The organism is Ferrovibrio terrae (genome assembly GCF_943371255.1).
GTDB lineage: Bacteria > Pseudomonadota > Alphaproteobacteria > Ferrovibrionales > Ferrovibrionaceae > Ferrovibrio > Ferrovibrio terrae_B.
Map to the genome: position 1 here is coordinate 1 of NZ_CALRUC010000024.1, position 26,380 is coordinate 26,380.

The window sequence follows — 26,380 nt, forward strand, 5'->3', positions numbered from 1 at the left end:
ACCCAGCGTCGCCGCTATGTCATCATCGACGCACCCGGCCACAAGGAATTCCTCAAGAACATGGTGACCGGCGCGGCCCAGGCCGATGCCGCCATCCTGGTGGTGGATGCGGCGCAAGGCCTGGCCGAACAGACCCGCCGCCATGCCTATCTGCTGCACCTGCTCGGCATCCGCCAGGTCGCCGTTGCCGTCAACAAGATCGACCTGATCGACCATGATCCGGTGAAATTCCAGGCCGTGGCCGATGCGGTACGCAACTATCTCGCCGATATCGGCATCGAGGTGCAGGCCATCGTGCCGCTGTCGGCGCGCCAGGGCGACAACATCGCCAGCCGCAGCCTGAATACCGCCTGGTACCAGGGCCCCACCCTGATCGGTGCCCTGGATGCCTTTGCCCCGCGCGCGCAGTTGACCGAACAGCCGTTGCGCCTGCCGATACAGGATCTGTATCGCTATGAGGATAAGCGCATCGTCGTTGGCCGCATCGAAAGCGGACACCTGAAAGTCGGTGACCGCATCCGCTTCGCACCGGGTGGCCGCGAGGCAACTGTGGCGACACTTGAATTCTGGGACGGCAATGTGAAGCGGACTCCGCGCAGCGAAGCCGTCGCCGGTGAAAGCGTGGCGTTTACCCTGGACGAGGATGTCTTCGTCGAGCGCGGCGCCCTGGCCAGCACCCCGGACCAGCGCCCCAGGGAAGCCACCCGCGTTACAGTGCGGCTGTTCTGGCTCGACCGCGAGGCGCTGAAGCCTGGCGACAGGCTGACACTTAAGCTCGGCACCGCCGAACGCGAGGTTGAAGTCGAAGCCATCACCGAGGTTTTGGATGTCGAATCGCTAAACAGCGCCGATGCTAAGCAGGTGGACCGCAATGGCGTTGCCCGTGTGACTTTGCGCAGTCGCAAGCCATTGGCACTCGACCTTTATGAGAATAATGCCCGCACCGGGCGCGGCGTATTGATCCGCGGACCGCAGATCGCCGGTGGCTTCATTGTCGATTTTGCAGGCGAGACCACCGAAAACCTGTTCCCCTTCGATGTTGGTGTCGGAAAACCTCAACGCGCGCAGATCAATGGTCACCGCGGCGGCGTATTGTGGCTCACCGGCCTGTCGGGCGCTGGAAAATCGACCATTGCCATTGCAACACTCCACACGCTGCTGCGACGCGGCATGCAGATTTACGCGCTGGATGGCGACAATTTACGCTCCGGATTGAATCGCGATCTCGGCTTCACGCCAGCCGATCGCAATGAGAATATCCGCCGCATTGCCGAAGTGGCGCGCCTGATGGCTGATGCTGGGTTGATCGTGATCGTCTCGACAATCAGCCCGCTGATATCTCTGCGTGAAATGGCGAGGGAAATCATTGGCCATGATTTTCACGAGATATACATACAGGCCGACGTCGCAACCTGCCAGGCACGTGACCGCAAAGGCCTGTATGCCCGCGCCCTGGCCGGCGAGATTCCGAATTTTACCGGTGTGAGTGCGCCCTACGAAGCACCGATAACACCGGCCCTAACGCTGGATACACGCCGCACCACGCCCGACGCCGCCGCCGCGCGCTTCTGCGATTTCATCGAGCAGACCTTCAAGGTCTGATTGCGGACATCATGCAGCCTGTCGTGACCGTCGCGATCGTCAATTTCAATGCCGGGCATTACCTGTCCAATACACTGACCGGTTTGGCGGCGCAGACCGAGACGCGTTTCAAAGCCATCATCGTCGATAACGCTTCTTCGGACCAGTCAATTGCCGATGCCCGCGCCTGTCTCCAGGGTGACAATCGCTTTGAATTCATCATGCTATCCACCAATACCGGTTTTGCTGCAGCCAATAACCTTGCTGCACGTAGAACCGACACCCTGTGGTTCGCCCTGCTCAATCCCGATGCCATTCCGGATCGCGACTGGCTTGAGCAGTTGCTGGCAGCGACTGGTCGGCACCCAAAGGCAATGATGTTCGGCTCGACACAGATCGACCAGAACAATCCAGATCTGCTGGATGGTGCCGGAGACCGGTACTTTGCCTTAGGCATTCCCTGGCGCGGCGGTCACGGCTGGCCGCGCAAAGCCCTGCCGCCGGAAGGGGAGGTTTTCTCACCTTGCGCTGCCGCCGCGCTCTATCGTACCGACATCTACCGCGCTGCCGGCGGACTGGAAGAAAGCTTTTTCTGCTATGTGGAGGATGTCGACCTTGCCTTTCGACTGCGCTTGCAGGGGCACCGTTGCATCCAGGTTCCCACTGCCATCGTACGTCATGCCGGCAGCATTACCAGTGGCGGCAGAAACTCCGCCTTCGCCCGCTATCATGGCACACGCAACATGATCTGGTGCTTTGTGCGGAACATGCCGGGGCTGTTGTTTTATCCGCTATTGCCGCTGCATCTGGCTGCGATGCTGCTGCTATGGCTACGCGCCTTCGCCACCGGCATGTGGCGCCCGGTCGGGCGCGGAATTGTTGATGCTTTGCGCGGTTTTGCGCCTATATGGCGGCAGCGACACATTATTCAGACCGCACGATCGGCTCCTGCTTTACATATCGCCGAATGGCTGACGTGGAAGCCGCAGGATTACCTGCGCCGAGCACCGGGTATCATCAGCCGCGCCCGTTCATAGCGTCTGGCGATCTCCCGTTGCACTCAGCGCCTGAAGTTGCGCAAAACCCCTCGCCATAGAGCGCCAGCCAAAGCACCCGACGTGAAAAACTCTTCAAGGCGTGCGGCTAAATCATTATGCAGTGTCTGGACTTCAGAACCTTGCATGGTGAATTCGGCGTCCGCATAGCGCGCAAGGATTTTTCTTCTGGCGCTGGCATGATCCATTGCCCGTTGCGCGGCCTCTACAGCGTCTTGCGCAACACGACATAAGGATGTCGTGGTATCGACTGACACAAACATTCCGATCTGGCTGAGGCGTAGCCAGAAATCCCAATCTTCAAGCGCTTCCAGCTCCGGCGAGAATCCCCCAACCTGAAGCGCCGCAGCACGGCGAAATAGTACGGCCTGAATCGGGAAGAGATTGGCCAACAGTAGAGCCGGGCGAGAAAATGGCCGTCTGGAGCCTGGCCGCCAGTCTTGAGCCGCCGCAGATGGTACATCCGAAAACTCCGCATCGCGGCCCACCTCATACCATCCGGCAAAGGCCGCCGGGGCATCAGGCGCGGCCATCAGAGCCCCGGCCAAGGCCTGGCAGTGACCGGGTAACAACATGTCGTCGTCATCCAGAAAGCCGATGAAATCTCCAGTAGCTGCCGCCAGGCCGGCATTTGCGGCCTGGCTTCGTCCTGCAGCAGGGATTGATAGATACACCAGGTTTTGAGCAGCCTCGCCAGCCAACCCCTTCACAAGGGACTCCGCCGCCCGCCCGCCATCTTCGACGACGACGATTTGCACTCGCGGTATATCCTGACGAAGTGCCGAACGAATGGCCTGGGATAGGGTATGGGCTCGACGCCCTGTCGTGCGAATCACGAGCGTACAAGCAGGTAAAGCAGCAGGCTCAACCATTTCAACCGGCCCATTCGGGAAGCATGGCATTTCCGGTGGCAGTTTGCCGACCCTGCCGCATAAAAACAATCAGCCCAATGGCTTAGAATGCCCCAGGGACGAGCCGGCGTGGGCAAACGCCCCTCTTGACTGGGGGACTGGAATACCCCTAGTGGTTGGTGCCCATCCGGCTGGTGCAAAAGGAAGATTTGGCCGCAAATGACGCGCGTTTTAATTACAGGCATCACGGGGATGGTCGGTTCCCATCTGGCAGATTTTCTGCTGGATAACACGGATTGGGACATTTGGGGCCAATGCCGATGGCGCAGCCCGCTGGACAACATCCGTCATCTTGTTCCTCGCATAAACGCCAAGGACCGCATCCAACTGATATATGCTGATCTCCGCGATAGCATTTCACTACGCGAGATGGTGGAAAAGGCCAAGCCGGATTATGTGTTTCATCTGGCAGCACAGAGCTACCCGACCACCAGTTTCTCGTCGCCGCTGGATACACTGGACACCAATATCCTCGGCACTGCACGCTTGCTCGACGCTCTACGCAGTCAGCTAACTGCGACCGGACCGATTATCCATGTCTGTGCATCGTCCGAGGTTTTTGGGCGAGTCAGCCACGACAAATTGCCAATCAATGAAGAGTGCACGTTTCACCCTGCGTCGCCCTACGCTATCTCCAAAGTCGGAACAGATTTAATCGGCCGCTATTATGCCGAAGCTTACAGCATGACGGTGATGACGACCCGTATGTTCACCCATACAGGCCCGCGCCGCGGCGATGTCTTCGCTGAATCTACATTCGCCAAACAGATCGCCATGATCGAGGCCGGCCTGCAGCCACCGATTCTGAAGACCGGCAATCTCGACTCCCTGCGCACATGGGCGGATGTGCGCGATGCCGTCCGCGCCTATTACATGCTGGTTACCGTCAATCCGATGGCGGGCGAGTATTACAATATCGGCGGCACCTATTCCTGCTCTGTCCGCGACATGCTGCAACATCTGCTGTCTCTGTCTACGCGCAAGGATATCCGGGTCGAAACCGATCCCGAGCGGTTGCGCCCAGTCGATGCTGACCTGCAGGTTCCCGATACCGGGAAGTTCTCGCGGCATACCGGCTGGAAGCCTGAAATCCCGTTTGAAAAAACAATGGCGGATTTGCTGGACTACTGGCGCGGCCGCGTCGCCAGCGGCGAAATCTTTCCCAACCGATGACCGGCACGATGGCTCAGGACACGACTGTCCTCGTTGCCGGCGGCACAGGTCTGGCCGGCAGCGCCGTGGTACGCCAGTTGCTGGCCAACCAGAATTGCCGCATCAGGGTTCCGTATCGTGGTAGCGGCGGTCTGCACTATGACGATCCACACATCGAATATGTCAAGGCCGATCTCACCAATGCCGAAGACTGCCGTCGTGTGGCGCAGGACTGCGATATGGCGGTGATGGCCGCCGCCTTTACCGCCGGGGCCCGCTCCGCTCTCACCGAACCCTGGCTACAGGTCACCGACAACGTCATCATGGATATGCGCATGCTGGAGGCCTTTCATGTCTGTGGCGTCCGACGTGTGGTGTACGTGAGTACCGCCACCGTTTACCAGGAAAGCAGCGACTTGATCCGTGAAGAGGATTTGCGCTGGGATTTGGATCCGTCACCGGCCTATTTCGGCGTCGCTTGGGCCAAGCGCTATCTGGAGAAGGCCTGCCGTTTCTGGCACGACAAGTCGGGAATGGAAATCCTGATCGCCCGTCTCGCCAATGTCTTCGGCCCTGGCGCCCGCTTCGATCCGCAGACCTCGCATTTCGTTGCCGCGCTGGTCCGCAAGGCGCAGGATCGCATGGACCCTTTCGAGGTTTGGGGCAGTCCCGACGTCGTCCGTGATGTCATTTATGCTGATGATTTCGGCCGTGCGGTCGTTGCCATGCTGACGGCAACCGGGATGCCTTTCGACATCTTCAACATTGGCTCGGGCCGCACCATCACCGTGGGCCAGGTGGTAGACGAGATTCTACGGCATTCCGGGCACCGGCCAAAAGCCGTGCAATTCCAGTCAAATGCTCCATCGACCAGCCGATTTCGCGCCCTGGACTGCAGTAAGGCCCGAGACCAGCTTGGCTGGCAGCCCGAAATCGGTGTTGAAGACGGCCTGCGGCGCACCGTGGACTGGTGGCGCGCCAATGCCCTGACTTGGCAGCGCTGAAAAGGTGGGGCTAACACGCTCTTCGGGCGTTGCCCGCTGCCATACAAGCGCTGTATTGCTCTGACGAACATACACGGTTTGGAACAGGCCCATGAAGACCCAAAAGCATGATGCAATCGTTCTGTCGAGCCAGAGCGAGAAGGATATCCAGAAGGCCCTGACCCAAGCCCTGAAGGAAACGCCGCTGCCTGACGACGAACTGCTCGCCAATATCGGGCTGTACGCCAGTTCAAAGTCGCTCGCCCGCTTCTTCTTCTTCTATGAATTGTACAAGAAGATCGTGAACACCCACGGCGTCATCATGGAATTCGGCGTCCGTTGGGGCCAGAATCTGGCGCTGCTCTCGGCCATGCGCGGTATCTTCGAACCGTTCAACCGCCACCGCAAGATTATCGGCTTCGACACCTTTGCCGGTTTCAAGGGCATGGCCGCCGAGGATGGCGACCTGTGCAAAACCGTCGACGGCTCGTTTTCGGTCACCGAGAACTACGAAGCCTATCTCGATAAGCTGATTGGCCTGCATGATGCATTGAATCCGATCCCGCATCTGCGCAAATACGAACTGGTAAAGGGCGATGCAGTAGAGACCATTCCGGCCTATCTGAAGGCGCATCCGGAAACTGTCGTTTCGATGGCCATCTTCGACTTCGACATCTACAAACCAACCAAGGCGGCCTTGGAAGCGATCAAGCCGCATCTGATGAAGGGCAGCGTTCTGGTGTTCGACGAGTTATGCGACGATATCTTTCCCGGCGAGACCATTGCGGTGCGCGAAGTGCTTGGGTTGAACAACCTGCGCGTTGAACGCATGCCGATGGCCGCGCGCATCTCCTACGCGGTGCTGTAATGGATCCGCGCTGCCAGTCCATCAGGGCGAATATCCTGAAGGCATCCCATTCCAGTGGTCACGGTCATATCCCCACCAGCTTCTCGATCATCGAATGCCTTGTCGCAGTCTATGAGGTGATGCGGCACGACCCGAAACGGCCTGACTGGCCCGAGCGCGACAAATTCGTACTCAGCAAGGGGCATGCATCGCTCGGCTACTACGGCGTGCTATCGTCTTTCGGCTATTTCCTGGCCGAAGACATGCTGACCTTTGGCGGTTTCATGTCGAACTATGGCTGTCATGCCGATCGCCTAAAGGCCCGCGGCGTCGAAGCCTCCACCGGCTCGCTCGGCCACGGCATTGGCATCGCCACCGGCATGGCGCTGGGCAGCAAGATTCATGGCTCGAAGAGCCGCGTGTTCACGCTGATCGGCGACGGGGAGTCCAACGAGGGCACCGTCTGGGAAGCCGTGATGGTTGCCAACAACAATAACCTGAACAATCTGACCATCATCTATGACCACAACAAGTCGCAGGGTCGCTGCATGCCGCTCGATAAGCCTGTCGAGCGTTTCAGCAGCTTCGGCTGTGACGTCGAAATGATCGACGGCCACGACCTGCCGGCCTTGAGGACCGCACTGGCGCGACAGTCCGATCGCGTACGTGTCATTGTGGCCGACAGCGTGAAGGGCTATGGCTGCCGGACGCTCGTCGACAACATGTATGAGTGGCATCGCAGGTCGCCCAATGCCGAAGAGTTGGGCAAGCTCATGGAGGAGCTGCATGCGCCGGCAGTTTAAGACCACCGTTAGCGATCTGGCGATCAATGATCCGCGCATTGCCGTAATTCTCGGCGACGTGAGCGTCTATATGTTCAAGGATTTTCAGGATCGCCAGCCCGAGCGATTCTACAATATGGGAATCTGCGAAAACACCCTGATCAGCGTGGCAGCCGGCATGTCGGCTGCCGGTCTGCGGCCATTCGTGCATACCATCGCACCGTTTCTGACCGAACGCAGCTACGAGCAGATCAAGCTCGACCTGTGCTACAATCAGTTCCCAGCCTCCATCGTCACCTGCGGTGCCTCCTTTGACTACGCCTGGGACGGTTCGACACATCACTGCTATACCGATCTGGCGATCCTGCGCCTGCTCCCGCATATGGAAGTATTCCAGCCTGGCTCGCGCAAGGAGGTCGACGCCCTGATCCGCAGCCGGTATGCCGCCGGATCGGCGACATATTTCCGCCTGTCCGACCATCCGCATGATATCGAGACCAATCTAGAATTCGGTAAGGGGACTCTGTTCAAGCAGGGCAATGCCGGCGTGACGGTGATGACCGCCGGCCCGATCCTGCCCAACGTGCTGGAAGCCTGCCGCGATCTTGATGTGAATGTGGTGTATTTCCATACCCTGAAGCCGATCGACCGGGAACTAGTCGAGCGTTTCAGCGATACTCGCATCCTGGTGGTCCATGATGCCTTCGGCTTGCAGGAAGCCATTAACGAAGTGCCGGGGCTCCGCACCTGGTATCACGGCCTGCCTGATGTGTTCTGCGCCTGGTATGGCACCGTGCACGACATCCGCAAGAAGATCGGTCTCGATCCCGCTGGCATCCGGCAGGCTGTTGAGCGGGTGATCCGGTCGAACTGATATGCCATGACTCAGCCGCCCTCAGGATTCTTCGCAGGCCGTCGCTGCCTGGTGGCAGGAGGAACAGGCTTTGTCGGCAGTCATTTCGCCGAAGCGCTGCTTGCTGCCGGTGCACAGGTCCGCGTACCGCTGCATATTCGCCCTATCGCCATCGACACGCCCGGCATCGAGTATGTTGAGGCCGATCTTAGCCGCAGCGGAGACTGCCTCAAAGTTATGGACGGCATCGATACTGTCATCCATGCCGCGGGATCGGTTGGTGCCGCCGGGGTCTCCGCGCAGGATAACCTGCGTGGCATCAATGAGAATCTGCATCTGACCCTCATGCTGCTGGAGGCCGCCTGGCGCTCCGGTGTCCGGCGCATGCTGGCTTTCAGTAGCAGCACCGGCTATCCCGCCAGCGACACACCGGTGCGCGAAGACCAGTTCCTGTCGGGCCCGGTCCACCCTGCCTATAGCGGCTACGGCCACATGCGGCGTTATATCGAGCAACTGGCCCGGCATGTCAGCGAGCAGTCGGGGATGCATATGTGCATCGTCCGTCCCGGCGCAATCTACGGACCGCGCGACAACTTCGATCCGAAGTCTTCGCATGTCATAGCTGCGCTGATCCATCGCGCCGAACTGCGCGAGTCCCCCTTCCTTGTCTGGGGCAGCGGCAACGAAATCCGTGACATCTTGCATGTGCATGATTTCGTGCGCGGCTGCCTGCTGGCGCTTGAATATGGCCGCAACTGCGATCCGGTTAACATCGCGCTGGGTGAAGGCGTTACGGTACGCAGGCTGGTTGATCTAGTGCTGGCCGCCAGCGGCCACCGCGATGCCGACGTCCGTTTTGACGCCAGTAAGCCAACCGCCATCCCGGTTCGCCTGATCGACATTACGAAGGCACGCAGCGAACTGGGTTTCAGCCCGACCATTCCCCTGGCAGACGGTCTGCAGCAGACCGTGCAGTGGTTGCGGGGCCGGGCGTGATGAAAACCTGGCGTGTCCGGGACCGGAAACTGCTCTACAGCACCCCCCGCATCACGCTGTATCGGGAAACCGTCGAACTACCCGATGGCCGCATCGTCGACGATTACGAACAGTTTGACATGAAAGACTTCGCGATCATTTTCGCCCAGACGGCGGATGGCCGGGTGATCTGTGAACGGCAGTACAAGCATGGCCTGCGCAAGGAAACCCTGACCCTGCCCGGTGGCCAGATCGAGGATGGTGAAGACCCGCTGGTGGCGGCGCAGCGGGAACTGCTGGAAGAAACCGGGTATTCCAGTGGGGATTGGCGGTCCCTGGGGCGCTTTAAGACGCATGCCAACCAGGGTGGAGCGACCGTTTATTATTTCGGGGCTAGGCAATGTCGACTCACTGCGGCGCCGGCTTCGGGCGACCTGGAGGATATCCAGGTCGAACTATTCCCCGTCCCGGCCATGGCCGCGGCCGTCAAGGCTGGAGAGTTCGGTGTGGTTGCCGACCTGGCCGCCATCATGCTGGCGACAATGACGGATTCGTAGCAGTATTCTTGGTTTGCGGGTTACCTCGATCTGCATTTGCTTGCTCAGGAACAGTCGTGATGCTTGAAACGAAAGCTCGGAATTTTGTCCATCACATGCGCGGCATGTTCGATGTGGCAACGCTTAGGCAGGTCCGTGCGCATTTCGACGCCGTAGAGCATGATCGCCAGACCCAGGTCAAAAACGACACCGAGCGGCAAAGGTTGCGGATTGGCGCGTCAACCGACGCATTTCGTGCCGACCCAATCTGGTACGACGTGTGGCGAAATGCTTCGCCCACCCTGATCGAACGGATGCGACCTTTCACCTGGCTGCTCTATCCGGTCATGATCCGACACATCACCGAGCAAGCCCATCTGGTGCCATGGCATCAGGATATCGGCTATGTGCGCCGCATGGCACGCGTGCACAGGCAACTGGTCACCTGCTTCGTACCCCTGGAATACAAGCCTACGGAGGCTTCCAGCCTAGAATTTGCCGTTGGCGATTTTCCGGAATTCGAGCACGTGACGATGGAAGATCATGGCGCTGGCATTAATCGTGAGTTCGAAAATACCGTTTCCTTCCCGCTCGATTTTGGCGATGCCCTGGTATTCGGGGACCACACACCTCATCGCACTACGCGCGGGCCTGATGGCAGCGTCCGGCGCCGCTCTTTTGAATATCGGGCAGTCATGCCGGGGGATGCACTCCCCGGTAAAGACTATTTTGATATCGAGGCTGGCGAGATGGTACACGTACCGCTTGAGCAACGGCGCGAGGGTCAAGCATGACCGAGCAAAGTGAAGTGATGTCGCCGCTGGAGAAGTTGCGATATCGCCTGTCCAGCATGGCCACGAGCGGCGAAGTCATACTGGATGTGGTGGAAGCAGTGCGCGGCCGCCGGTTTTGGATCGAACTTGCCATCAATGATATTCGCGGTCGCTATCGGCGAACCATGCTCGGACCGTGGTGGCTTGTCATCGGCAATGGCCTTGCTCTCGGTGCCATGGCGTTTGTCTGGTCGGTCATCTTCAAGATGCAACTACGCGAATTTTTCCCCTATCTTGTCTCTGGCTTCATCGTATGGATGATGATCGCCTCTTATCTCACTGAGGGGTGCCAAGTCTTCACGGGTGGATCAGCCGCATCAATTCAAAAAAATATACCACTGCCCAAGACTATTCATGCCTTCCGCCTGGTGACTCGCTCCGCGTTCCTCTTCTTTCATAACTTTGTGTTTTTTGTCCTGGTCGCGCTGTTTACTGGCGTGACGATTTCTGGCTGGACACTATTGGCCATTCCAGGCTTCATTTTAGTGATGCTGAATGGCATATGGATTTCCATATGCATGGGTATTATCGGCGCACGATACCGTGATGTTGAACCCTTGGCTGGCGCCATGATGACATTTATTTTTCTGGTGACCCCAATTATGTGGAATGTCGAAATGCTGGGAGGGCGCGGATTCATTGCCACCTACAACCCAGTTGCGCATCTTATTGAAATCGTCAGATCTCCACTGCTTGGCGGCGCACCTCATCCCATTTCCTGGCTGGTTTGCAGCCTTATGTTTCTGATCGGCAGTCTCGCGGCCTTCGTGCTGCTGCGCCACAGCAAGCATCGCCTGATCTACTGGCTCTGAACGGCTCGAAAGCAGGCAAATGTCGCAGAATTTCTTCTTCTCGTGTTACGATGGCATTGATGCGACTTGGATCGCTGAAGCCCTGTCACGTCACGAGTTCATCTCGTGTCACGCCGGTTCAGTATTGCCTGGCACTGCCGCCCCAATCGAACAATTAGCGATGACTGACATTCTGGCTGCAATGTCCGAGTGGGGTAAACCGCTACGCGGCAGCATCGCCAGCACGGACGTCAATACGCTATGGCAGAAAGCCAGCGCAACGCGGGACATAAGCAACGCCTTTGGTGTCGTCAATATTACAAGCCACCCCGTTCGCCGCATCGAGATACTGCGGCAAACATACAGCCGCCGCTTCAGCACAGCCGCAGAATTGGCCTCAGCCGCGGCAAACCATGTTGACTGGACAGACTATCTGGCGCTGGCCGAGATGGTTAATGGCGGCGCGCCGCCGCCTGAAGACATGCCCTTCATGCTTGCACTGTGGGAAACCAAGCGCGATATGGCAGATTTTTCTGTCCCGGTCCCTCAATTGCCAATCGAGCGTTTGCTTGGCGACCCCGATTACCTGATTGCCGCACTCGTTCACGTGACTCGTGGCCTGGCACGCATCAATCCGCACTTCGCCGATGCCGTCAATGACCGTCGCCAAGCCGCCGCGGCTGCGGCTGACAACCGCCCTGTCGACGCAATTATTGCGTCATGGAGTAGTTTCAGCGAAGCCTTTGCACGAACTGTCTTCTCTCGGCGATATACAGCAAATCTCTATGGCGCCGCAGGATATGATATAACCACTTGGGTTGGCGGCGAGTCGCGACGCATTATCCACTATGTTCGGAGCTCGGTGCCGCGTACAGGCATTATCGAGCGCGAGCGCATGGCGGAACTTACGCTGCTGGATGATACGACCAAGCTTACCGATACAACCAATCTCTTCCGGGAAGAGCGGATTCCGGTGCGGCGGCGCCTCTACAACCCGGAGCCGATCCCACTGGATTTCCCGGTCAGCGTACTGGTTTCCATCCATATGCAATCAAACCGGCCGGAGGGTTTCAAGGCATTCCTTGATGCCCTCGCCGAGTCGATAGATAGCCCGACCAACGTCGAGGTAGTCGTCAAGATCGACAAGGGCGACGACGCCATGATTGCTCTGCTCGATCGGGAAATCCCGAACTGCCCCTTCATTCTCAAATCCGTTATCACTGATAAGCCGAAGGACTTTTACGACCTCTGGCAAGCTAAGAACGACACGCTCAAGGCCTGTGATCCACATGCCTATTTCCTGCTCGACATGAATGACGAGCAGCGCTTCACAAAACCCGGATGGGACACAAGGCTGAAAAAGTACGTCGGCCTCTTCCCCGACCATATCTATCGCCTGCGTACGTCACTGGAGAGATTCAAGGAATATCACGATTTCTGGGAGCCCGGCTTCTCGAACGACACCTCTGCGTTCATGACCCGCCGCTGGATTGGGCTGCAAGACGATTGGTGCCCCTGCAATGGCCCGGATACTTTCCAGGAATACGTAGCCTATTATCTTGGCCGGAACGACAGGCACTCGCATCCTCGTCCGACCCGAAACCTCGTTGCTAATGACATTGAGATATCCTTTGCTGGTCCCAGTCAGGGGTTGAGCGGACTCAAACTGCGCTTGCGACTCCGTGGCGCCATCAAAGCATGGTTCATCCTGGTCAGCCATCGCATGCAGCAGGAAGCGTCACGCCGAGCCAGCGTGCTCGACGCGCACATTTATGCTAGCGAGGCCTGCCTCCAGGACTGTTATGAAGTTCGTGACCGCCGCGGCAAGATTCAGCTATACAGCAAACCTCAGCGCAAAGTGATCCGGTCGGTGCCATATACACTGAGCTGGCTGCGCATTACCGCTGTCAACCTGTACCGTATTTCGCACTACCAGTATTACGGCGGCGGCGGTCTTCGTGTCGGGCGCAGCTTCGCGGCAAATACCTGGCATATCCTATGGTTACGCTTTGAGTTCTTTGCACAGCTGCACCTTGCATTTTTGGATGCTCTGTACCTGGTACCACCGCCAATTCCCTATCAGCACGTTCACATCCAGTCGAGTTCACACAGGTGGCTTGTTCACCTGATGCGGTTCTTCGCGATCCGGCCCCTGCGGTTCCTGCAGAAAGGCCGATCGACGCTCAGGCAGGCCATATACCTTTTCCGGACGGATCGAGATTTCGCATTGCGCCGCACGAAGCGCCGATTGGCTATGATGGCCGGGCGGCACTACCGACTTCGACCGGCAGAGTGGATCGCGAGCAGCGGTGCAGATACGGCTTCTCGATTGGAAGACGGGAATCCTGGAACTTGGTGGCTTTCCGAAGAAAGGGGGCTGGGCATCAAAAACCATGCCTGGGTTGGCGTACGATTTGCCCAACCAGCTCGGGTTGGCAGCATCTACCTGACACAGTCCATCATGTCGCGCTTCCGGCAGGATAACATTGCTGTCCAATACAGTGATGACGGATTATCCTGGCAGGATGCAATCCCGCCAGTTTTGCTATCTGGGCCACTATCACTGATAGAAATCTCCAACGGACCCACTGCATGTTACTGGCGCTTGGTTGCCCAAGACGAGAACAACGACCTATCCGCCCTGTCTGCATGGCGGCCCATTTCTTTAGAATTCTGGGGTGACCATTTTGGTAACCACGAAGTGGGAACCATGTCGGCCAAGACAAAGACAGCTAACCCCAGTAGTGCTTAATGCATCACCGCGCGAGCGCCGGCGCATATAATCGTCAATGACGGAATGTTTTCGTAATGACCCCGCGTAGCGCCCTCAGTGCGCCCGTTAACTTCCAGCTCCGGGAATTCAGGATAGCGCTTAAGTCCGTCCTGGTCTGGGCGAGTTCAGCCTCCAGCTCAACTAGCCTTCGGATCATTATGACAGGATCTGCAGCCAGCACCGATACGGGATGACCCATAGCCCGATCCGGTTGACCGATTTTCCTGAGACTTGCGCCACCCTCGCGCCACAGCTTGAGACTTTGCCTAAGGCTTTGCGGGAAATATTGCTCATACCGCCTAATGACCGTGCCTTTACGTAACACAGCCTCCAAATCTTCAGGCTCTGCAAAACCCACTGAACGCTCATATCTATGCCATTCGGAAAGCAGATACCGAAGCACATCTGCATCGTCCTTTTCATCAAGTGACGGCAACACCAGATGAATATCGGTCAACAGCGCCGCAGGTAGTTTCTCGGCATAATCGAGGTAGCTATCAACGATTGAGGCCGCAATGGTCTGATCACCGTTGGGGCGGTAAGCCCGCACCAGACATTCAAATCTCAACCGCTTGAGCGGCAGGTTGTCATCGTAGATGGCAAGGGATCGTTCAAAATGCTCCATGGCGCGGCGCGTTGCATCCTCGTTGCCCGCCGGCGCAGTAAGAATGCATCCCCAGCCCAGATACCCATGTGCGGCAGCCAGCACAATATCCTTCAGATCGGCCAGCGCTTCGGGCGGGTGGTAACCCGGGGTGTTCTGGCGGACCAGTTGTTTCACGAATGTCTGGCCATAATCATAGTAGGGAAAAACCGCATCCCGATGCAGCAATGTATAAGCAACGCCGAGATCGGAGCAGATGGGATCGAAAGTTAGCTGTGCGCCCCTGTCAATAACAGACTGGAAACCTGATAGAGCCGGCTGCCCCGGAACCCTCCCCGCACAAACCGCATCCATAAATGCCCAATGCGCCGCATTGAAGTTCAGCAGCAGGGAATCAGGGTATCTGCTTAATCCCTGCTCAAGCAGAAGCTGCTTTCGCGCCTCACAATGCGCGCGTTCTGCTTCCGATACGCCTGGAAAATGATTGAGCTGCTCATAAAGCAAGGCGGCATTATTATAATCTTTTTCATCAAGAAAATCGCTTTCGACAAGAGCATCGCCAATCGCCAGCATCCGTGGCTTGACGTTTTGCGGAGTCCACAACTTCCCATCCACAGGCGGCACATACCAGGTCAGGCGCCGATGAGCATCCGGCACCGAAACTGTGCCTGCTTCCGTCTCATGCAACAGCAGCATGAAGGTATTAAACTTGAATTGCCGCTCCACTTGCTTCTCGCGCGCGTCTCGCAGGAAAGCCAGACCAGCATCAATGCGGGGAAACACCTCCGCAGCATTATAGGGAGAACCAGGCATATGACCGGTATCCCGGCGCATCCGCAGGTGATGCCGGAAATCAGCCTCCATTGTCGCCGCACGGTAGGAGAAAGTTCCAGGCGCGATTTCAGAATAAGGCGTTCCTTCCGGATAGAGCAGCATTGCTCCAGCCGACAGGCCTTCGCGCCACCGCGGCGAAGTGGCTCCGGCATATCGATTCGCAATCGGTACAAAATGGCTGCGCTTTACCAGGCTTAAATACGTCTCTTCCGGGAGGTGGCCGTCTATGACAACAATATTGAATTCGTCAGACAGCTTCGAAAGCTGATAGGTAAATCGAGCCTTCTCCGAATGGAAGCTGACCACGGTCGAACCGGTAAGAAGAAGATCAATATCCTTCTGTTCAGGCAGATGTGCAGCGCCTGAAGGCATGCACAGCGTATCCGACATGATATTGGAGACGACTGACGTGCCCAGAGCACGACTCAACTCAAAGTGCTCCTGGGAAGTCGACACTATATTGATGTCATTCAGCCTGAAATTGTCGTAGCCACGATAGAGAAAAATATCAGTATCATGGCACCACATCAGCTTCGGTAGCTTGACCTTCTCATAATTTTTGGGAAGAACCGCCTGGGGCGACATCGACCATATAAACAATGGCCGCTCTTCCGCTGGCAGGCGATTTATGAATTCATCAAGCGGGTCTGTCGGCTTGTATTCAGAATCATAGGCGTTCTTTTCAAGCTGCGTTCCGACATGCTTCACCAGAAACTGCCCGTACCTGAGAATTGGCCTGCGGGCCTTTTCACTCTCGGCAGTGAAGATCGGCAATGTGACGCTGATGGTAAAAACAGATATGTCCTGCGTTTCGATCAGCCGCATCAGCTTTTGTGCCACAAGCCCATACGGTCCACGCCGCTCCACCAAGCTGAGCGTGGCCGTCGCCGCGCTATGACGATCAGACAACCAAAGGCCGAACCCCAGACACAGTTTACCGAAATCCGAGAGTGTCGCGCAGCCCTCAAGAATCGGTAGGCCGGAAACATACAAGCCACTCAGGACAAGGGCGCAGCCCTTCAATTCACTGCCTGCTGGAGCATAGGTGGCGACAAGGTTATAATCCCCGACAGCCATAGCTGCCTCAAGGTCGCCGTAAAACTTTCGGATATCCGCAATGTCAAAGCGGTACGAAAATTGAGGTGAAATCTCAAGGGAACGGCGCATTTCTTTATTCTTCAGCCTCAATTCCAGGGTCGGGATAGTATTCGTAGCCCTCCCGGATTCGTCAATAACAATGCGTCTGGGGCTGGGATGGCAGACAGACCCTTGACCGCGCGCCGGTTATCGTCGACATCGTAGTGTTAACTGCATCTCCCAAGAGGCAAGGATGAGGCATGAAAGTCGAAACGACTCCGCTGGATGGCGTATTGCTGATTGAGCCGCCAACAAACTTTGAAGATTTTCGCGGTGAATATATCGAAATCTATAATGAGCGCCTATACAAGGCCGCTGGCATAAGCTTTGATTTCGTGCAGGATGATATCTCCGTTTCCACTCGGCATGTCTTACGGGGCGTTCATGGCGATGGAACGACGGCTAAACTTGTATCCTGCCTTCTGGGCAAGTTTTATCTTGTTGTCGTCAATATGGACCCCAATTCAAGTCAGTACAGGAAGTGGACGTCGTTTACCTTGTCGGACAAGAACCGACGCCAGGTTCTGATTCCACCGAAGTTCGGCAACGGCCACCTTGTACTGTCAGAAACAGCGATATTCCATTACAAGCAGACAACCGAGTACAACCGATCGGGCCAATTTACAGTTTTATGGAATGACCCGAACATTAATATCTGGTGGCCCAACGTCACCCCAATCATTTCCCGCCGAGATCTTGCGCTGGACTAAATTCATGACGATGGGTCATCACAATGGCACATATTGAAGTCAACCGCGCGACTCTGCACTTGCCGGTGTACAATTTTCAGGCGCGTTCCTTGCGTAACTTCGCCCTGTCGATCGGCAGCGGAGGAAAACTGAAGCATGAAGCACGCAGTTATGCCGTTGTCGAAGCGATCAGCGATCTGAGTCTTACAGTTTCTGATGGTGATCGTGTTGCACTTATTGGCCGAAATGGCGCCGGGAAGAGCACTTTACTGCGGTTGCTCGCCGGCCTTTATCACCCAACCTCTGGGTCCGTGACTCGAGACGGGAAAGTATCAACATTGTTCGATGTAAGCCTGGGCATGGATAGCGATGCCACCGGGTTTGAAAATATTTACCTTGGCTGCTACTCACGCGGCCTCAGCAAGCCCCAGATTGACGGCCTCATCGACTCCATTTGTGATTTTGCCGAACTGGGCGAGTATATCTGGTTGCCCATGCGAATATATTCGGCCGGCATGTCGGCGCGGCTGGCCTTTGCCATAGCAACTGCCCTGGCCCCCGAGATACTGCTGATTGATGAAGTGTTCGGAGCCGGCGACGCGGGCTTTGTCAAGAAAGCTCAACAGCGTATGCAAGATTTACTCAGCCAGTCCCGCGTGGTGGTCTTTGCCTCGCATTCAGATGATCTTGTTCGCAGTATTTGCAACAAGGGCCTGGTTCTTGATCGCGGCGAGAAGCAATTCTTTGGGCCCGTCGAGGACGCACTGCAGGCCTATCACCAACTCGTAAACGCCTAGAGGGTACTGCCGGGTCAGCCGCATCAAGTAGCCATGCCGAGCAGGCGCCGCAGGCAGTATTTCAGAGCATCGCTCGCTGCAGCCGGGTCCCGGGCCAAGGCGAGGACAAGCCAGTGCCCGATCAGTCCGATGCTTTTAAGGCGCAGTGCGATCAACAACCCCTCTTTTAACTGAAGCCGGCGCCAGTCTCTGACCATAGCGGCTTCCTCGCCACTAACGTATCGCAGCCACATTCCGGCTAGGCCGACATGCTCTTCCAGATACGCAATGATGCGCCTCGGATCTCCACCCAACGTCGTCGATCCGGCATGTTGCGTGTATATGTAAAGAATATCGTTGATTTCCGCGGTCGACACCCCTGCGATCCAGGCGCGCATAAACCACTCGCGGTCATGCGCCGCTGGATAGTGTGGATCGAGCCCGCCAATTATATCCATTAATTCACGCCGCCAGGCCCTGGCGGCTGTCAACGGAATGCCGAGCAGATTGCGCAGGTCCAGCCTGTTCTCGTATCCATATCGCTCAAGAACTATCTGCGCGCCCGCTTCTGCCTGCGTCTCGATCCTTGCGCCGAATGAAACGATGCCGCATGTCGGATGGCGGAGGAATTCATCGGCCAGCCGCCGGATGGCCCCCTCTACGAGCCAATCGTCTGCCATGACAAAGAGGACGATATCACCGGTTACCAGTGCCAGCCCCTTGGTTGCCGCCTCCAGGGGACCGCTATCTGGTTCACTGACAAAGACTGCGATCCGATCCGCATAGCGGGCGATGATATCCCGTGTTCCATCCGTCGATGCCCCATCGACAACAACCAGTTGAAGATATGGGTAATCCTGGTTGACAATGCTTTCCAGGGCTTTCGATATGGTGCCGCAAGCATTGCGCACGTAGGTAACGACACTGACTGTGGGCTCCCTCGGAGCTAGCTGAGGAAGTATCAGTTCGCGCATGTATACCGGCCAGCTGGAGACAGAACCTGTCGTATGGTATATGACCGAGCGTTGAAAAAAGCAATTTTTGCTGCCCCTGAACAGAACATTCTTGGCGCTCCCGAATGCAGAATGGTCAGCCTCAGAAGCAGCATGAATGAAGGGGCGGATAGTGTTTGACGCGGTCTTTTCAGTTGACGATTTCATGGCTGCTTTTGGTGCTGCTCCCTCTGATCGTCTCACTATCGAAGGCGAGGCAGGTAAATATGACTTCTCCTATCGCCGCCTGAACCAGTCCGAACGCGATGCCGTCATTCTTGGCGTCCTGAAGAAGTTGGACAGTTTTACCCAGGTTGGCGCCCATCGCCATGGCATCTGGACCGATGCCTGGGGCGACCTGGCGCGACGGTATTATGAAAGCGGCGGCGATCTTGCGATGCTTGATCCGCCTTTCATGGGCGCAACACCTACGCTTCGCATCAACGGCGACTATGCGATACCGCGCATCCCGCAATTTGAAACGCACTGGTTCCGTGTCTTACGCCGCTGGTTATTTGCGACTTATCTCACTGACGTGAAACGCGTCGCCGAATTCGGCTGCGGAAGTGGCTTTAATCTGGTGACACTGGCACAAATACAGCCCGATGCTGAACTCATTGGACTGGACTGGGCGCAGCCGGTCGTTGACCTTATGGACGATATCGGCAGGCGACATGATGTCAGGCTGACCGGCCGGCGTTTCGATTTTTTCAATCCGGATCCAGACTTCAGGTTCGGCGCTGGCGATACCGCCATGACGTTCTGCGCTCTGGAGCAAACCGGCGAACGCTACACCATATTCCTTGATTGGCTTATGAGCCGCGCCCCCGACCTTGTTGTGAGCATGGAACCGGCTCTGGAATTTTATGATGAAACTTCCCTTTTCGACCATTTGACCATCCGCTACCACACCGGACGCAAGTATCTGAACGGCTACTACTCGGCCATCCGCCGGCTCGAGGCAGAAGGCCGGGTGGAAATCCTCAAACAGAAGCGGCTTGGCTTCGGCAGCCTGTATCACGAGGGATACTCGCTGTTGATCTGGCGCCCGAAGCGCTGACCGTTGGGCCACCAGGATCTTCAAACTCGTGCAGCCGTCTTGCATAGCAAGGGCCAGAAGCTTCGCGATGCAGGCTGTATCGATGATGCCATTGCCTGCTATCGCGAAGCCCTTGATCTCGCGCCCGACAATATTGCGGCTTACCGGGATTTCCTGCTGGCAATCCTTTACTCATCTCGTTGGGGCAGTGCCGAACGCTTCGAGGAGCACCTCAAATTCGCCCGACTTCATACCCCGCTCTTGCACCAGAATCTCTTTGATGGATCTCCAGTTCTTCCGGATCGGAGACTCAGAATCGGGTATCTGTCCTGCAATTTTGCCGATCATCCGGTCGGCCGTAACCTGGCCCCCGTATTGTTGCATCGCAATCGCGAGGCTTTTGAGACCGTCTGTTTTGCTGAGGTTGAAGAACCAGATACATTCGGTCGCAATCTGCTGGATTCTGCGGATCGCTGGATACGAACGACTGATCGCAGTGATACCGAAGTCGCGGCCCTGATTGCCGCGGAACGCATCGATATTCTGATTGTGCTTGCCGGCCACCTCGACCATAACCGCCTGACGGTTGCAGCCCACCGGCCGGCGCCGATCCAGATCAGCTATCACGATGCGGCAACGAGCGGTCTGGCGGCTATGGACTATCTGCTCACCGATCGGTTTTTATGCCCGCCGCATGGCACCGAGCGCTTCACCGAACGGCTCCTGCGTTTGCCCAGCTTGATGTATATGGCGCCCCTGCCCGCCAGGCTTGTGCCAGAACGATCGGCCGACGCCCCCCTTGTTTTTGCGAATCTGAACAGCCCGGCAAAACTGACCGAATCGGTCATTGCCACCTGGGCCGAGATCCTGCGGACACTGCCCCAGGCCCGGCTGCTGTTCCGGCATCGCGATGCCTATGCGATGCCGGACTGCCGCGAAAGTCTGTCCACCGCCTTTGCCCGCCAGGGCGTATATCCGGCGCAGCTGGATTTCCGCGGCCGTACCGATGGGAATCCGCTGGATATTTATCAAGATATCGATATCGTTCTTGACTCGTTCCCATTTTCCGGCTCAACGACAACCTTTGAATCTCTTTGGATGGGCGTCCCGGTGGTAACCCTGCCAACCGACAGCATGGTCGGACGCTGGTCAGCTGCCATATTGTCCGCGGCCGGCCGGCCGGGCTGGATCGCTCGCGACAGGGCCGATTATGTCCAGCTCAGCCTTGCCCTGGCCCGCGACCGGCAGGCCATCCGGAATGACCTGCGGCAGGGGCATTTTCGCGACCGTCTCCAGGCTATGCTCTGCAATGGCCCACGGAAGGCCGCCCAATTGGAACGGCTCTATCGTGCCGTGTGGACGCGATGGTGCACTTTAGATAAGAGCAAGCCCAGCCTATAAACTTATTTATACGCTGACCTTGTGGTATCATCGGGCCGCAAAATCCACACTGTTTTTTTGGGAAATATGGCACAGTCGGCGCGCCGCGTTTCAATTGGTCTCGTCCAGATCAATAACAGCTTTTCCGGTCAGAGCTATCTGCCCTACTCGGTGGGCTGCCTGGAAGGGTATGTGCGACGTCACTCGGCCAAACCGGAGGACTACGAGTTCCTGCTGCCGGTGTACAAACGCATGCCGGTCCGCGATGCAGTAAGCGGGCTTCTGGGCTGCGATGTGGCCGGCTTTAGCATTTATGTCTGGAATGCGCGCATTTCCCTGGAAATCGCCCGGCGACTGAAGGCTGCACAGCCCAACACCCTCATCATCTTCGGCGGCCCGCATGTGCCGGACCAAACGGAGCCCTTCCTGCGAGAAAATCCGTTTATCGACATTGCCGTGAATGGCGAGGGCGAAAAAACATTCCTGGCCCTGCTCGAGGCACTGCCGGCCCGGCCCTGGCAGGATATCCCGGGAGTCAGCTTTATTTCTGCTGACGGCAAGTTCATCCAGACTCTCAAGCCTCCGCGCATTAAAAACCTAGATGAAGTCCCCTCGCCTTTCCTCGACGGCGTTTTCGACCCTCTGATGGCGGCCAACCCGGATGAGACATGGATCGGACTATGGGAGACCAATCGTGGCTGCCCGTTCCAGTGCACGTATTGCGACTGGGGGTCTGCCACTGCGGCCAAGGTGACGAAATTCGAAATGGACCGCCTGCTGCGGGAAGCGGAATGGTTCTCGCAGAACCGGATCGAGTTCATTTTCTGTTGCGATGCCAATTTCGGCATGCTGAGTCGTGACGCAACTCTGGCCGAGTATGTCGGCAAGCTGAAGCAGGAGAGCGGCTATCCTAAGGCTTTGTCGGTGCAGAATACCAAGAATGCAACCGAGAAAGCCTATCGCACGCAGAAGATTCTCTCGGATGCCGGTCTAAACAAGGGTGTCGCGCTGTCGATGCAGACCTTGAGCGGCGATGTCCTCAAGAACATCAAGCGCGACAATATTTCTCTGGAAACCTATCTGGAACTTCAGCGTCGCTTTGCACGAGATGGCGTCGAGACCTTCTCGGATCTGATTATCGGCCTGCCCGGCGAGACCTATGATTCCTTCATGGACGGCATCGATCTGCTGATCAATTCAGGGCAGCATAATCGGGTACAGTTCAACGACCTTTCCATCCTGCCCAATGCCGAAATGGCGAATCCGGAATATATTCGCGAGCATGGCCTCGAACTGGTGGAAAGCGAGATCATCAATATTCACGGCAGCCGCGTCGAGCTGGATGATGATGTACCTGAAATTCAACAGCTGGTGGTGGCAACCGGCTCGATGCCGCGTGAAGACTGGCGCCGCGTGCGCGCGGCAGCATGGATGACTGCCTTCCTGCATTTTGATAAGTTGTTCCAAATTCCGCTGATTCTGATCCATGAAACCACGGGTATCCGCTATCGAACCATGATCGAAACCTTCATGGGGGTCGATGCGCGTAATTATCCGTTACTTGCCGATATCCGTGATTTCTTCTTGTCTGAAGCAGCATCGATCCAGCGCGGTGGCGCAGAATACACGTACTCAGAAGAATGGCTCGGGATCTATTGGCCAGCCGATGAATACAAATTCATTGACCTAACCGTTCGCAATCAGTTTGGCCGCTTCTATCAGGAAAGCTGCGCGCTGATGAAACAACTGGCCGCCCAGCAAGGCGCCGATTTACCTGCAGATGCTTTGGAAAACGCTGTCCAGCTCAATCATGCTCTGCTCAAACAGCCCTTTATAACCGATGATGCAACACTGACGCTTTCTGCCGACGTCCTGACCTTCTGGACAGACGCACGCCAGGGTGCGGCGCCCCGTTTGATCAGAAAACCACTGACTGTACAGGTTTCGCGCGCCAAGGCTCATTACGCCAGCCTGAGCGACTGGTGCCGTGAGGTTGTCTGGTGGGGCAACAAGAAAGGCGCATATCTCTACACCAACCAGATTGTGGAGATGCAGCTGGCAGGCCATTTCTGATGCGCTACCGGGAGATCGGCGCAACCGGACTTAAGGTTTCGGTCGTTGGTTTTGGCGCATGGGGCATTGGTGGCAAAGTCAAAGATGGCCTCAGCTATGGCCGAACGGATGACGCCGTATCGAGAAGGGCTTTGGCCGCCGCATTCGACCATGGCATCACCCTTTACGACACCGCGCCACTCTATGGACTGGGACATAGCGAAGCGCTGATTGGGCAGGCTTTTACCGGCCACAGGGATCGCATTGTCATTGCCACCAAGGTGGGATATAGCGACTTTAACAGACGCGCGGACTTCTCTCCCGCTGCCATTCGACAGTCCGTGGAAGACAGTCTGCAACGCCTGCGTACGGATTACATTGACATCCTTCAGCTGCATGATGCGTCTCCGGAATATTTGCGCCAGCATCCGGAAACGCTGTCTACGCTGGATGACTTGCGCCGCGAAGGCAAACTGCGCCTTGTAGGCGCCAGTGTGAAGCTACCCGCAGATGGCGTGCCGATAATTCAGGATCACGGCCTAAAGGTGATTCAAGCCAATCTGAGCATGATGGATCGTCGCAGCTTTGAAGGTGGCTTGCTTGATGCTGCCATGACTGGTGGTGCCGGCATCATAGCTCGCACCCCACTTCATTTTGGCTTCCTGACTGGCCAACTCACCGGCAACGAGGAGTTCGGCCCGGATGATCATCGCTCGCGTTGGTCACGCCAGCATCTGGTGCGGTGGGCCAATGATGCGCAACATCTGTTGACTGCAGCTGGATGGCAGCCAGGAAAATCCGCAACCCCTTTCGCGTTGCGATTTGCCCTGTCCTGCCCGGGTGTGGCGACGACCATTCCCGGAATACTATCTCCGGAGCAGGCCGTGGAGAATGCCGCATGCGGAGAGCTTGACGACTTCCCCGCCTCCGTCATGGCGGCCATCGCCGACAGCTACAATGATGAATCGACACCCAATCATGATGTTGCCGGAAAGCGCGCCAGTTAGTCATGCCGATGCCAACTCTGCTCACCGACACGGATTGCGTGGTTCTTGCTGGCGGGTTTGGCACACGCTTGCGTTCGGTTATAGGCGAGCACCAGAAGGTTGCAGCCAACGTTGACGGCAAGCCATTTATTGGCCGACTGCTGCATTGGCTTATTGCATACGGGGCGCGCAGGGTCATTTTAGCTGTCGGCTATCAATCCGAAGATGTCGCGGCAGCCACTGCCCCTTTTTCTGATCAGCTTGAGCTGGTCCTCTCGCGTGAGGATCAACCATTAGGCACTGCCGGTGCCCTGCGCCTCGCAGTAAACAACGTTCGGACCAGCACGCTACTCGTTCTTAACGGCGATTCTTTTTTCAATGCCGACCTTGCTGCACTCTACGCCCTTCATGCCGCTAACAACGGCGTCATTACGATGGCCCTGGCCTATGCGCCTGACGGTCGCCGATTTGGTGAAGTAAACCTGGACTCCGACGGCCGGGTGCTCAGCTTTCGCGAAAAACCGCAAAGTGAACCGGCTGGGGCAATTGTGAATGCCGGCATTTACTTCGTAAGCCGTGACTTTCTGGCATCGCTCCCAGAAAGAAACGGCACGATGTCTCTTGAGAAAGATGTTCTGCCGGGACTTTGCTTAACCGGACGACTTTATGGCCTGGCTGGAAAAGGGCGGCTCGTCGACATAGGCACGCCAGAATCCTATCAAAGCGCTGGCGAAATTCTGAATAGTGAAGGTGTGTTATGATTATCTGCAGAACACCATTTAGGGTGTCTTTCTTTGGTGGCGGAACCGACTACCCAACTTGGTTCCAACAAAATGGCGGGGCCGTTATATCGACGACCATCAATCGTTACTGCTATCTGACTGTCAGATACTTACCGCCTTTCTTCGAGCATAAAAGCCGTATCGTCTGGGGCACAGTCGAGACAGTTGATAACAATGATCACATCAAGCATCCCGTGGTGCGAACTGCGCTTCAACTCATGGACATGCACGAAGGGGTCGAGATTCATTATGATGGCGACTTGCCGGCGCGAACCGGCCTTGGCTCGTCATCTTCCTTCACTGTCGGCATCCTGCACGCGCTACATGCCATGAAGGGCAGGATGATTGGCAAGGAAGAACTCGCGAAAATGGCGATCCATCTGGAGCAAAAAAAACTCACGGAGAATGTCGGCGTCCAGGACCAGATTGCCGCGGCGTATGGTGGATTTAATCGCATCGACATACAAACCAGTGGCGAATTCTCCGTTACGCCTCTCGCCGTTCGGCCTGCGCGTCTGACGGATCTGCAGGATCGACTGGTCCTGTTTTACACTGGCATTTCCCGTATCGCATCGGAGGTTGCTGGGGAACAAATCCGCTCAATCCCGGACAGACAGCATGAGATGCGCGCAATTCGCGAGATGGTGAATGAAGCTGCCGACATTCTCAACAGCAACGGCCCTCTCTCGGATTTTGGGCGCTTGTTGCATGAAGGCTGGATGCTTAAGCGCAGCCTGGCCGACCGAATTTCATCAGCATTCATTGACGATATTTACAACAAAGCCCGGCAAGCCGGTGCTGTAGGCGGAAAGTTACTGGGGGCAGGCGGTGGTGGTTTTATACTTTTCTATATCGAGCCTGAGCAGCGCCAAGCTGTAACCGCCGCATTGGATAAATTTCTCCAAGTACCGATTGCCTTTGAAAATTCAGGTAGTCAGATTATTTTCTATAATCCAGATCCATACAACACTGGCTACACTGAAGATCGTTTCACAAAAATCCTGAACTGAATCAGTGCTGAATATTTCATGTCTTTC

General features: G+C 56.6%; 23 protein-coding genes. 20 read left to right on the forward strand and 3 right to left on the reverse strand.

Going from position 1 to position 26,380, the window contains the following annotated elements:
* Together cysC and AAG799_RS07630 are read left to right on the forward strand one after the other, a co-directional pair.
* Positions 1-1,602, forward strand: a 1,602-nt coding sequence (gene cysC / locus AAG799_RS07625; RefSeq protein ID WP_341895217.1) for an adenylyl-sulfate kinase, incomplete at its 5' end; no start/stop codon positions are given.
* A 23-nt stretch (positions 1,603-1,625) separates the two neighbouring features.
* A complete protein-coding gene (locus tag AAG799_RS07630; protein ID WP_341895218.1) occupies positions 1,626-2,618 on the forward strand; it encodes a glycosyltransferase family 2 protein in 993 nt (330 codons plus the stop codon).
* A gap of 23 nt (positions 2,619-2,641) precedes the next feature.
* On the opposite strand, the gene AAG799_RS07635 is transcribed toward AAG799_RS07630, so the two are convergent.
* Positions 2,642-3,538, reverse strand: a complete 897-nt coding sequence (locus AAG799_RS07635) for a glycosyltransferase (RefSeq protein ID WP_341895219.1) — start codon at positions 3,536-3,538, stop codon at positions 2,642-2,644.
* Between the two features lie 168 nt (positions 3,539-3,706).
* Here AAG799_RS07635 and AAG799_RS07640 point away from each other — a divergent pair, with 168 nt between their 5' ends.
* From AAG799_RS07640 to AAG799_RS07685, 10 genes are all read left to right on the forward strand, one after another.
* Positions 3,707-4,720: a GDP-mannose 4,6-dehydratase gene (locus AAG799_RS07640; protein ID WP_341895220.1), complete on the forward strand. Its 1,014-nt coding sequence runs from the start codon at positions 3,707-3,709 to the stop codon at positions 4,718-4,720.
* The gene (locus AAG799_RS07645) at positions 4,717-5,703 is read left to right on the forward strand and encodes an NAD(P)-dependent oxidoreductase (protein WP_341895221.1); all 987 of its coding nucleotides are present in this window, start codon (positions 4,717-4,719) and stop codon (positions 5,701-5,703) included. The genes AAG799_RS07640 and AAG799_RS07645 overlap by 4 nt, the downstream gene beginning before the upstream one ends.
* 91 nt (positions 5,704-5,794) lie before the next feature.
* Positions 5,795-6,550, forward strand: a complete 756-nt coding sequence (locus AAG799_RS07650) for a crotonobetainyl-CoA--carnitine CoA-transferase (RefSeq protein WP_341895222.1) — start codon at positions 5,795-5,797, stop codon at positions 6,548-6,550.
* Entirely contained in the window at positions 6,550-7,332 is a 783-nt protein-coding gene (locus tag AAG799_RS07655) for a 1-deoxy-D-xylulose-5-phosphate synthase N-terminal domain-containing protein (protein WP_341895223.1), read from the forward strand. The genes AAG799_RS07650 and AAG799_RS07655 overlap by 1 nt, the downstream gene beginning before the upstream one ends.
* Positions 7,316-8,185, forward strand: a complete 870-nt coding sequence (locus AAG799_RS07660; protein ID WP_341895224.1) for a hypothetical protein — start codon at positions 7,316-7,318, stop codon at positions 8,183-8,185. Before AAG799_RS07655 ends, AAG799_RS07660 begins: the two co-directional genes overlap by 17 nt.
* Before the next feature lie 6 nt (positions 8,186-8,191).
* A complete protein-coding gene (locus AAG799_RS07665; RefSeq protein WP_341895225.1) occupies positions 8,192-9,160 on the forward strand; it encodes an NAD-dependent epimerase/dehydratase family protein in 969 nt (322 codons plus the stop codon).
* Entirely contained in the window at positions 9,160-9,696 is a 537-nt protein-coding gene (locus AAG799_RS07670) for an NUDIX hydrolase (protein ID WP_341895226.1), read from the forward strand. Before AAG799_RS07665 ends, AAG799_RS07670 begins: the two co-directional genes overlap by 1 nt.
* A 59-nt stretch (positions 9,697-9,755) precedes the next feature.
* A complete protein-coding gene (locus tag AAG799_RS07675; protein ID WP_341895227.1) occupies positions 9,756-10,469 on the forward strand; it encodes a phytanoyl-CoA dioxygenase family protein in 714 nt (237 codons plus the stop codon).
* Positions 10,466-11,320 (forward strand): ABC transporter permease, encoded by an 855-nt coding sequence (locus AAG799_RS07680; RefSeq protein WP_341895228.1) that lies wholly within the window; start codon positions 10,466-10,468, stop codon positions 11,318-11,320. The genes AAG799_RS07675 and AAG799_RS07680 overlap by 4 nt, the downstream gene beginning before the upstream one ends.
* Positions 11,321-11,339: 19 nt before the next feature.
* Positions 11,340-14,051, forward strand: coding sequence for a hypothetical protein (locus AAG799_RS07685; protein ID WP_341895229.1), 2,712 nt, complete (start codon positions 11,340-11,342; stop codon positions 14,049-14,051).
* A gap of 34 nt (positions 14,052-14,085) precedes the next feature.
* On the opposite strand, the gene AAG799_RS07690 is transcribed toward AAG799_RS07685, so the two are convergent.
* Positions 14,086-16,677: a hypothetical protein gene (locus AAG799_RS07690; RefSeq protein ID WP_341895230.1), complete on the reverse strand. Its 2,592-nt coding sequence runs from the start codon at positions 16,675-16,677 to the stop codon at positions 14,086-14,088.
* A 170-nt stretch (positions 16,678-16,847) separates the two neighbouring features.
* On the opposite strand from AAG799_RS07690, the gene rfbC reads away from it, so the two are divergent.
* Both rfbC and AAG799_RS07700 read left to right on the forward strand, forming a co-directional pair.
* Positions 16,848-17,357: a dTDP-4-dehydrorhamnose 3,5-epimerase gene (rfbC, locus tag AAG799_RS07695; RefSeq protein WP_341895231.1), complete on the forward strand. Its 510-nt coding sequence runs from the start codon at positions 16,848-16,850 to the stop codon at positions 17,355-17,357.
* Positions 17,358-17,380: 23 nt separating this feature from the next.
* Positions 17,381-18,133 carry an ABC transporter ATP-binding protein gene (locus tag AAG799_RS07700; RefSeq protein ID WP_341895232.1) on the forward strand — a complete coding sequence of 251 codons (753 nt, stop codon included), beginning with the start codon at positions 17,381-17,383 and terminating at the stop codon, positions 18,131-18,133.
* Between the two features lie 23 nt (positions 18,134-18,156).
* On the opposite strand, the gene AAG799_RS07705 is transcribed toward AAG799_RS07700, so the two are convergent.
* On the reverse strand, positions 18,157-19,086 hold the full coding sequence (locus tag AAG799_RS07705) for a glycosyltransferase (RefSeq protein ID WP_341895233.1): 930 nt from the start codon (positions 19,084-19,086) through the stop codon (positions 18,157-18,159).
* 151 nt (positions 19,087-19,237) lie between these two features.
* Here AAG799_RS07705 and AAG799_RS07710 point away from each other — a divergent pair, with 151 nt between their 5' ends.
* From AAG799_RS07710 to AAG799_RS07735, 6 genes are all read left to right on the forward strand, one after another.
* Positions 19,238-20,164, forward strand: a complete 927-nt coding sequence (locus tag AAG799_RS07710; protein ID WP_341895234.1) for a class I SAM-dependent methyltransferase — start codon at positions 19,238-19,240, stop codon at positions 20,162-20,164.
* A gap of 39 nt (positions 20,165-20,203) precedes the next feature.
* Positions 20,204-21,544, forward strand: a complete 1,341-nt coding sequence (locus AAG799_RS07715; protein ID WP_341895235.1) for a hypothetical protein — start codon at positions 20,204-20,206, stop codon at positions 21,542-21,544.
* 66 nt (positions 21,545-21,610) lie between these two features.
* Positions 21,611-23,596: a radical SAM protein gene (locus AAG799_RS07720; RefSeq protein ID WP_341895236.1), complete on the forward strand. Its 1,986-nt coding sequence runs from the start codon at positions 21,611-21,613 to the stop codon at positions 23,594-23,596.
* Entirely contained in the window at positions 23,596-24,582 is a 987-nt protein-coding gene (locus tag AAG799_RS07725; protein WP_341895237.1) for an aldo/keto reductase, read from the forward strand. The genes AAG799_RS07720 and AAG799_RS07725 overlap by 1 nt, the downstream gene beginning before the upstream one ends.
* A gap of 2 nt (positions 24,583-24,584) precedes the next feature.
* On the forward strand, positions 24,585-25,322 hold the full coding sequence (locus tag AAG799_RS07730) for a sugar phosphate nucleotidyltransferase (RefSeq protein ID WP_341895238.1): 738 nt from the start codon (positions 24,585-24,587) through the stop codon (positions 25,320-25,322).
* On the forward strand, positions 25,319-26,353 hold the full coding sequence (locus AAG799_RS07735; protein ID WP_341895239.1) for a kinase: 1,035 nt from the start codon (positions 25,319-25,321) through the stop codon (positions 26,351-26,353). Before AAG799_RS07730 ends, AAG799_RS07735 begins: the two co-directional genes overlap by 4 nt.
* The last annotated feature ends 27 nt before the right edge of the window (positions 26,354-26,380 follow it).

Excerpts from the sequence above, each read along its gene's own strand:
- AAG799_RS07635 (WP_341895219.1), bottom strand. The coding sequence starts at position 3,538 with ATGCCATGCTTCCCGAATGGGCCGGTTGAAATGGTTGAGCCTGCTGCT.
- AAG799_RS07640 (WP_341895220.1), top strand. The coding sequence starts at position 3,707 with ATGACGCGCGTTTTAATTACAGGCATCACGGGGATGGTCGGTTCCCAT.
- AAG799_RS07645 (WP_341895221.1), top strand. The coding sequence starts at position 4,717 with ATGACCGGCACGATGGCTCAGGACACGACTGTCCTCGTTGCCGGCGGC.
- AAG799_RS07650 (WP_341895222.1), top strand. The coding sequence starts at position 5,795 with ATGAAGACCCAAAAGCATGATGCAATCGTTCTGTCGAGCCAGAGCGAG.
- AAG799_RS07655 (WP_341895223.1), top strand. The coding sequence starts at position 6,550 with ATGGATCCGCGCTGCCAGTCCATCAGGGCGAATATCCTGAAGGCATCC.
- AAG799_RS07660 (WP_341895224.1), top strand. The coding sequence starts at position 7,316 with ATGCGCCGGCAGTTTAAGACCACCGTTAGCGATCTGGCGATCAATGAT.
- AAG799_RS07665 (WP_341895225.1), top strand. The coding sequence starts at position 8,192 with ATGACTCAGCCGCCCTCAGGATTCTTCGCAGGCCGTCGCTGCCTGGTG.
- AAG799_RS07670 (WP_341895226.1), top strand. The coding sequence starts at position 9,160 with ATGAAAACCTGGCGTGTCCGGGACCGGAAACTGCTCTACAGCACCCCC.
- AAG799_RS07675 (WP_341895227.1), top strand. The coding sequence starts at position 9,756 with ATGCTTGAAACGAAAGCTCGGAATTTTGTCCATCACATGCGCGGCATG.
- AAG799_RS07680 (WP_341895228.1), top strand. The coding sequence starts at position 10,466 with ATGACCGAGCAAAGTGAAGTGATGTCGCCGCTGGAGAAGTTGCGATAT.
- AAG799_RS07685 (WP_341895229.1), top strand. The coding sequence starts at position 11,340 with ATGTCGCAGAATTTCTTCTTCTCGTGTTACGATGGCATTGATGCGACT.
- AAG799_RS07690 (WP_341895230.1), bottom strand. The coding sequence starts at position 16,677 with ATGCGCCGTTCCCTTGAGATTTCACCTCAATTTTCGTACCGCTTTGAC.
- rfbC (WP_341895231.1), top strand. The coding sequence starts at position 16,848 with ATGAAAGTCGAAACGACTCCGCTGGATGGCGTATTGCTGATTGAGCCG.
- AAG799_RS07700 (WP_341895232.1), top strand. The coding sequence starts at position 17,381 with ATGGCACATATTGAAGTCAACCGCGCGACTCTGCACTTGCCGGTGTAC.
- AAG799_RS07705 (WP_341895233.1), bottom strand. The coding sequence starts at position 19,086 with ATGCGCGAACTGATACTTCCTCAGCTAGCTCCGAGGGAGCCCACAGTC.
- AAG799_RS07720 (WP_341895236.1), top strand. The coding sequence starts at position 21,611 with ATGGCACAGTCGGCGCGCCGCGTTTCAATTGGTCTCGTCCAGATCAAT.
- AAG799_RS07725 (WP_341895237.1), top strand. The coding sequence starts at position 23,596 with ATGCGCTACCGGGAGATCGGCGCAACCGGACTTAAGGTTTCGGTCGTT.
- AAG799_RS07730 (WP_341895238.1), top strand. The coding sequence starts at position 24,585 with ATGCCGATGCCAACTCTGCTCACCGACACGGATTGCGTGGTTCTTGCT.
- AAG799_RS07735 (WP_341895239.1), top strand. The coding sequence starts at position 25,319 with ATGATTATCTGCAGAACACCATTTAGGGTGTCTTTCTTTGGTGGCGGA.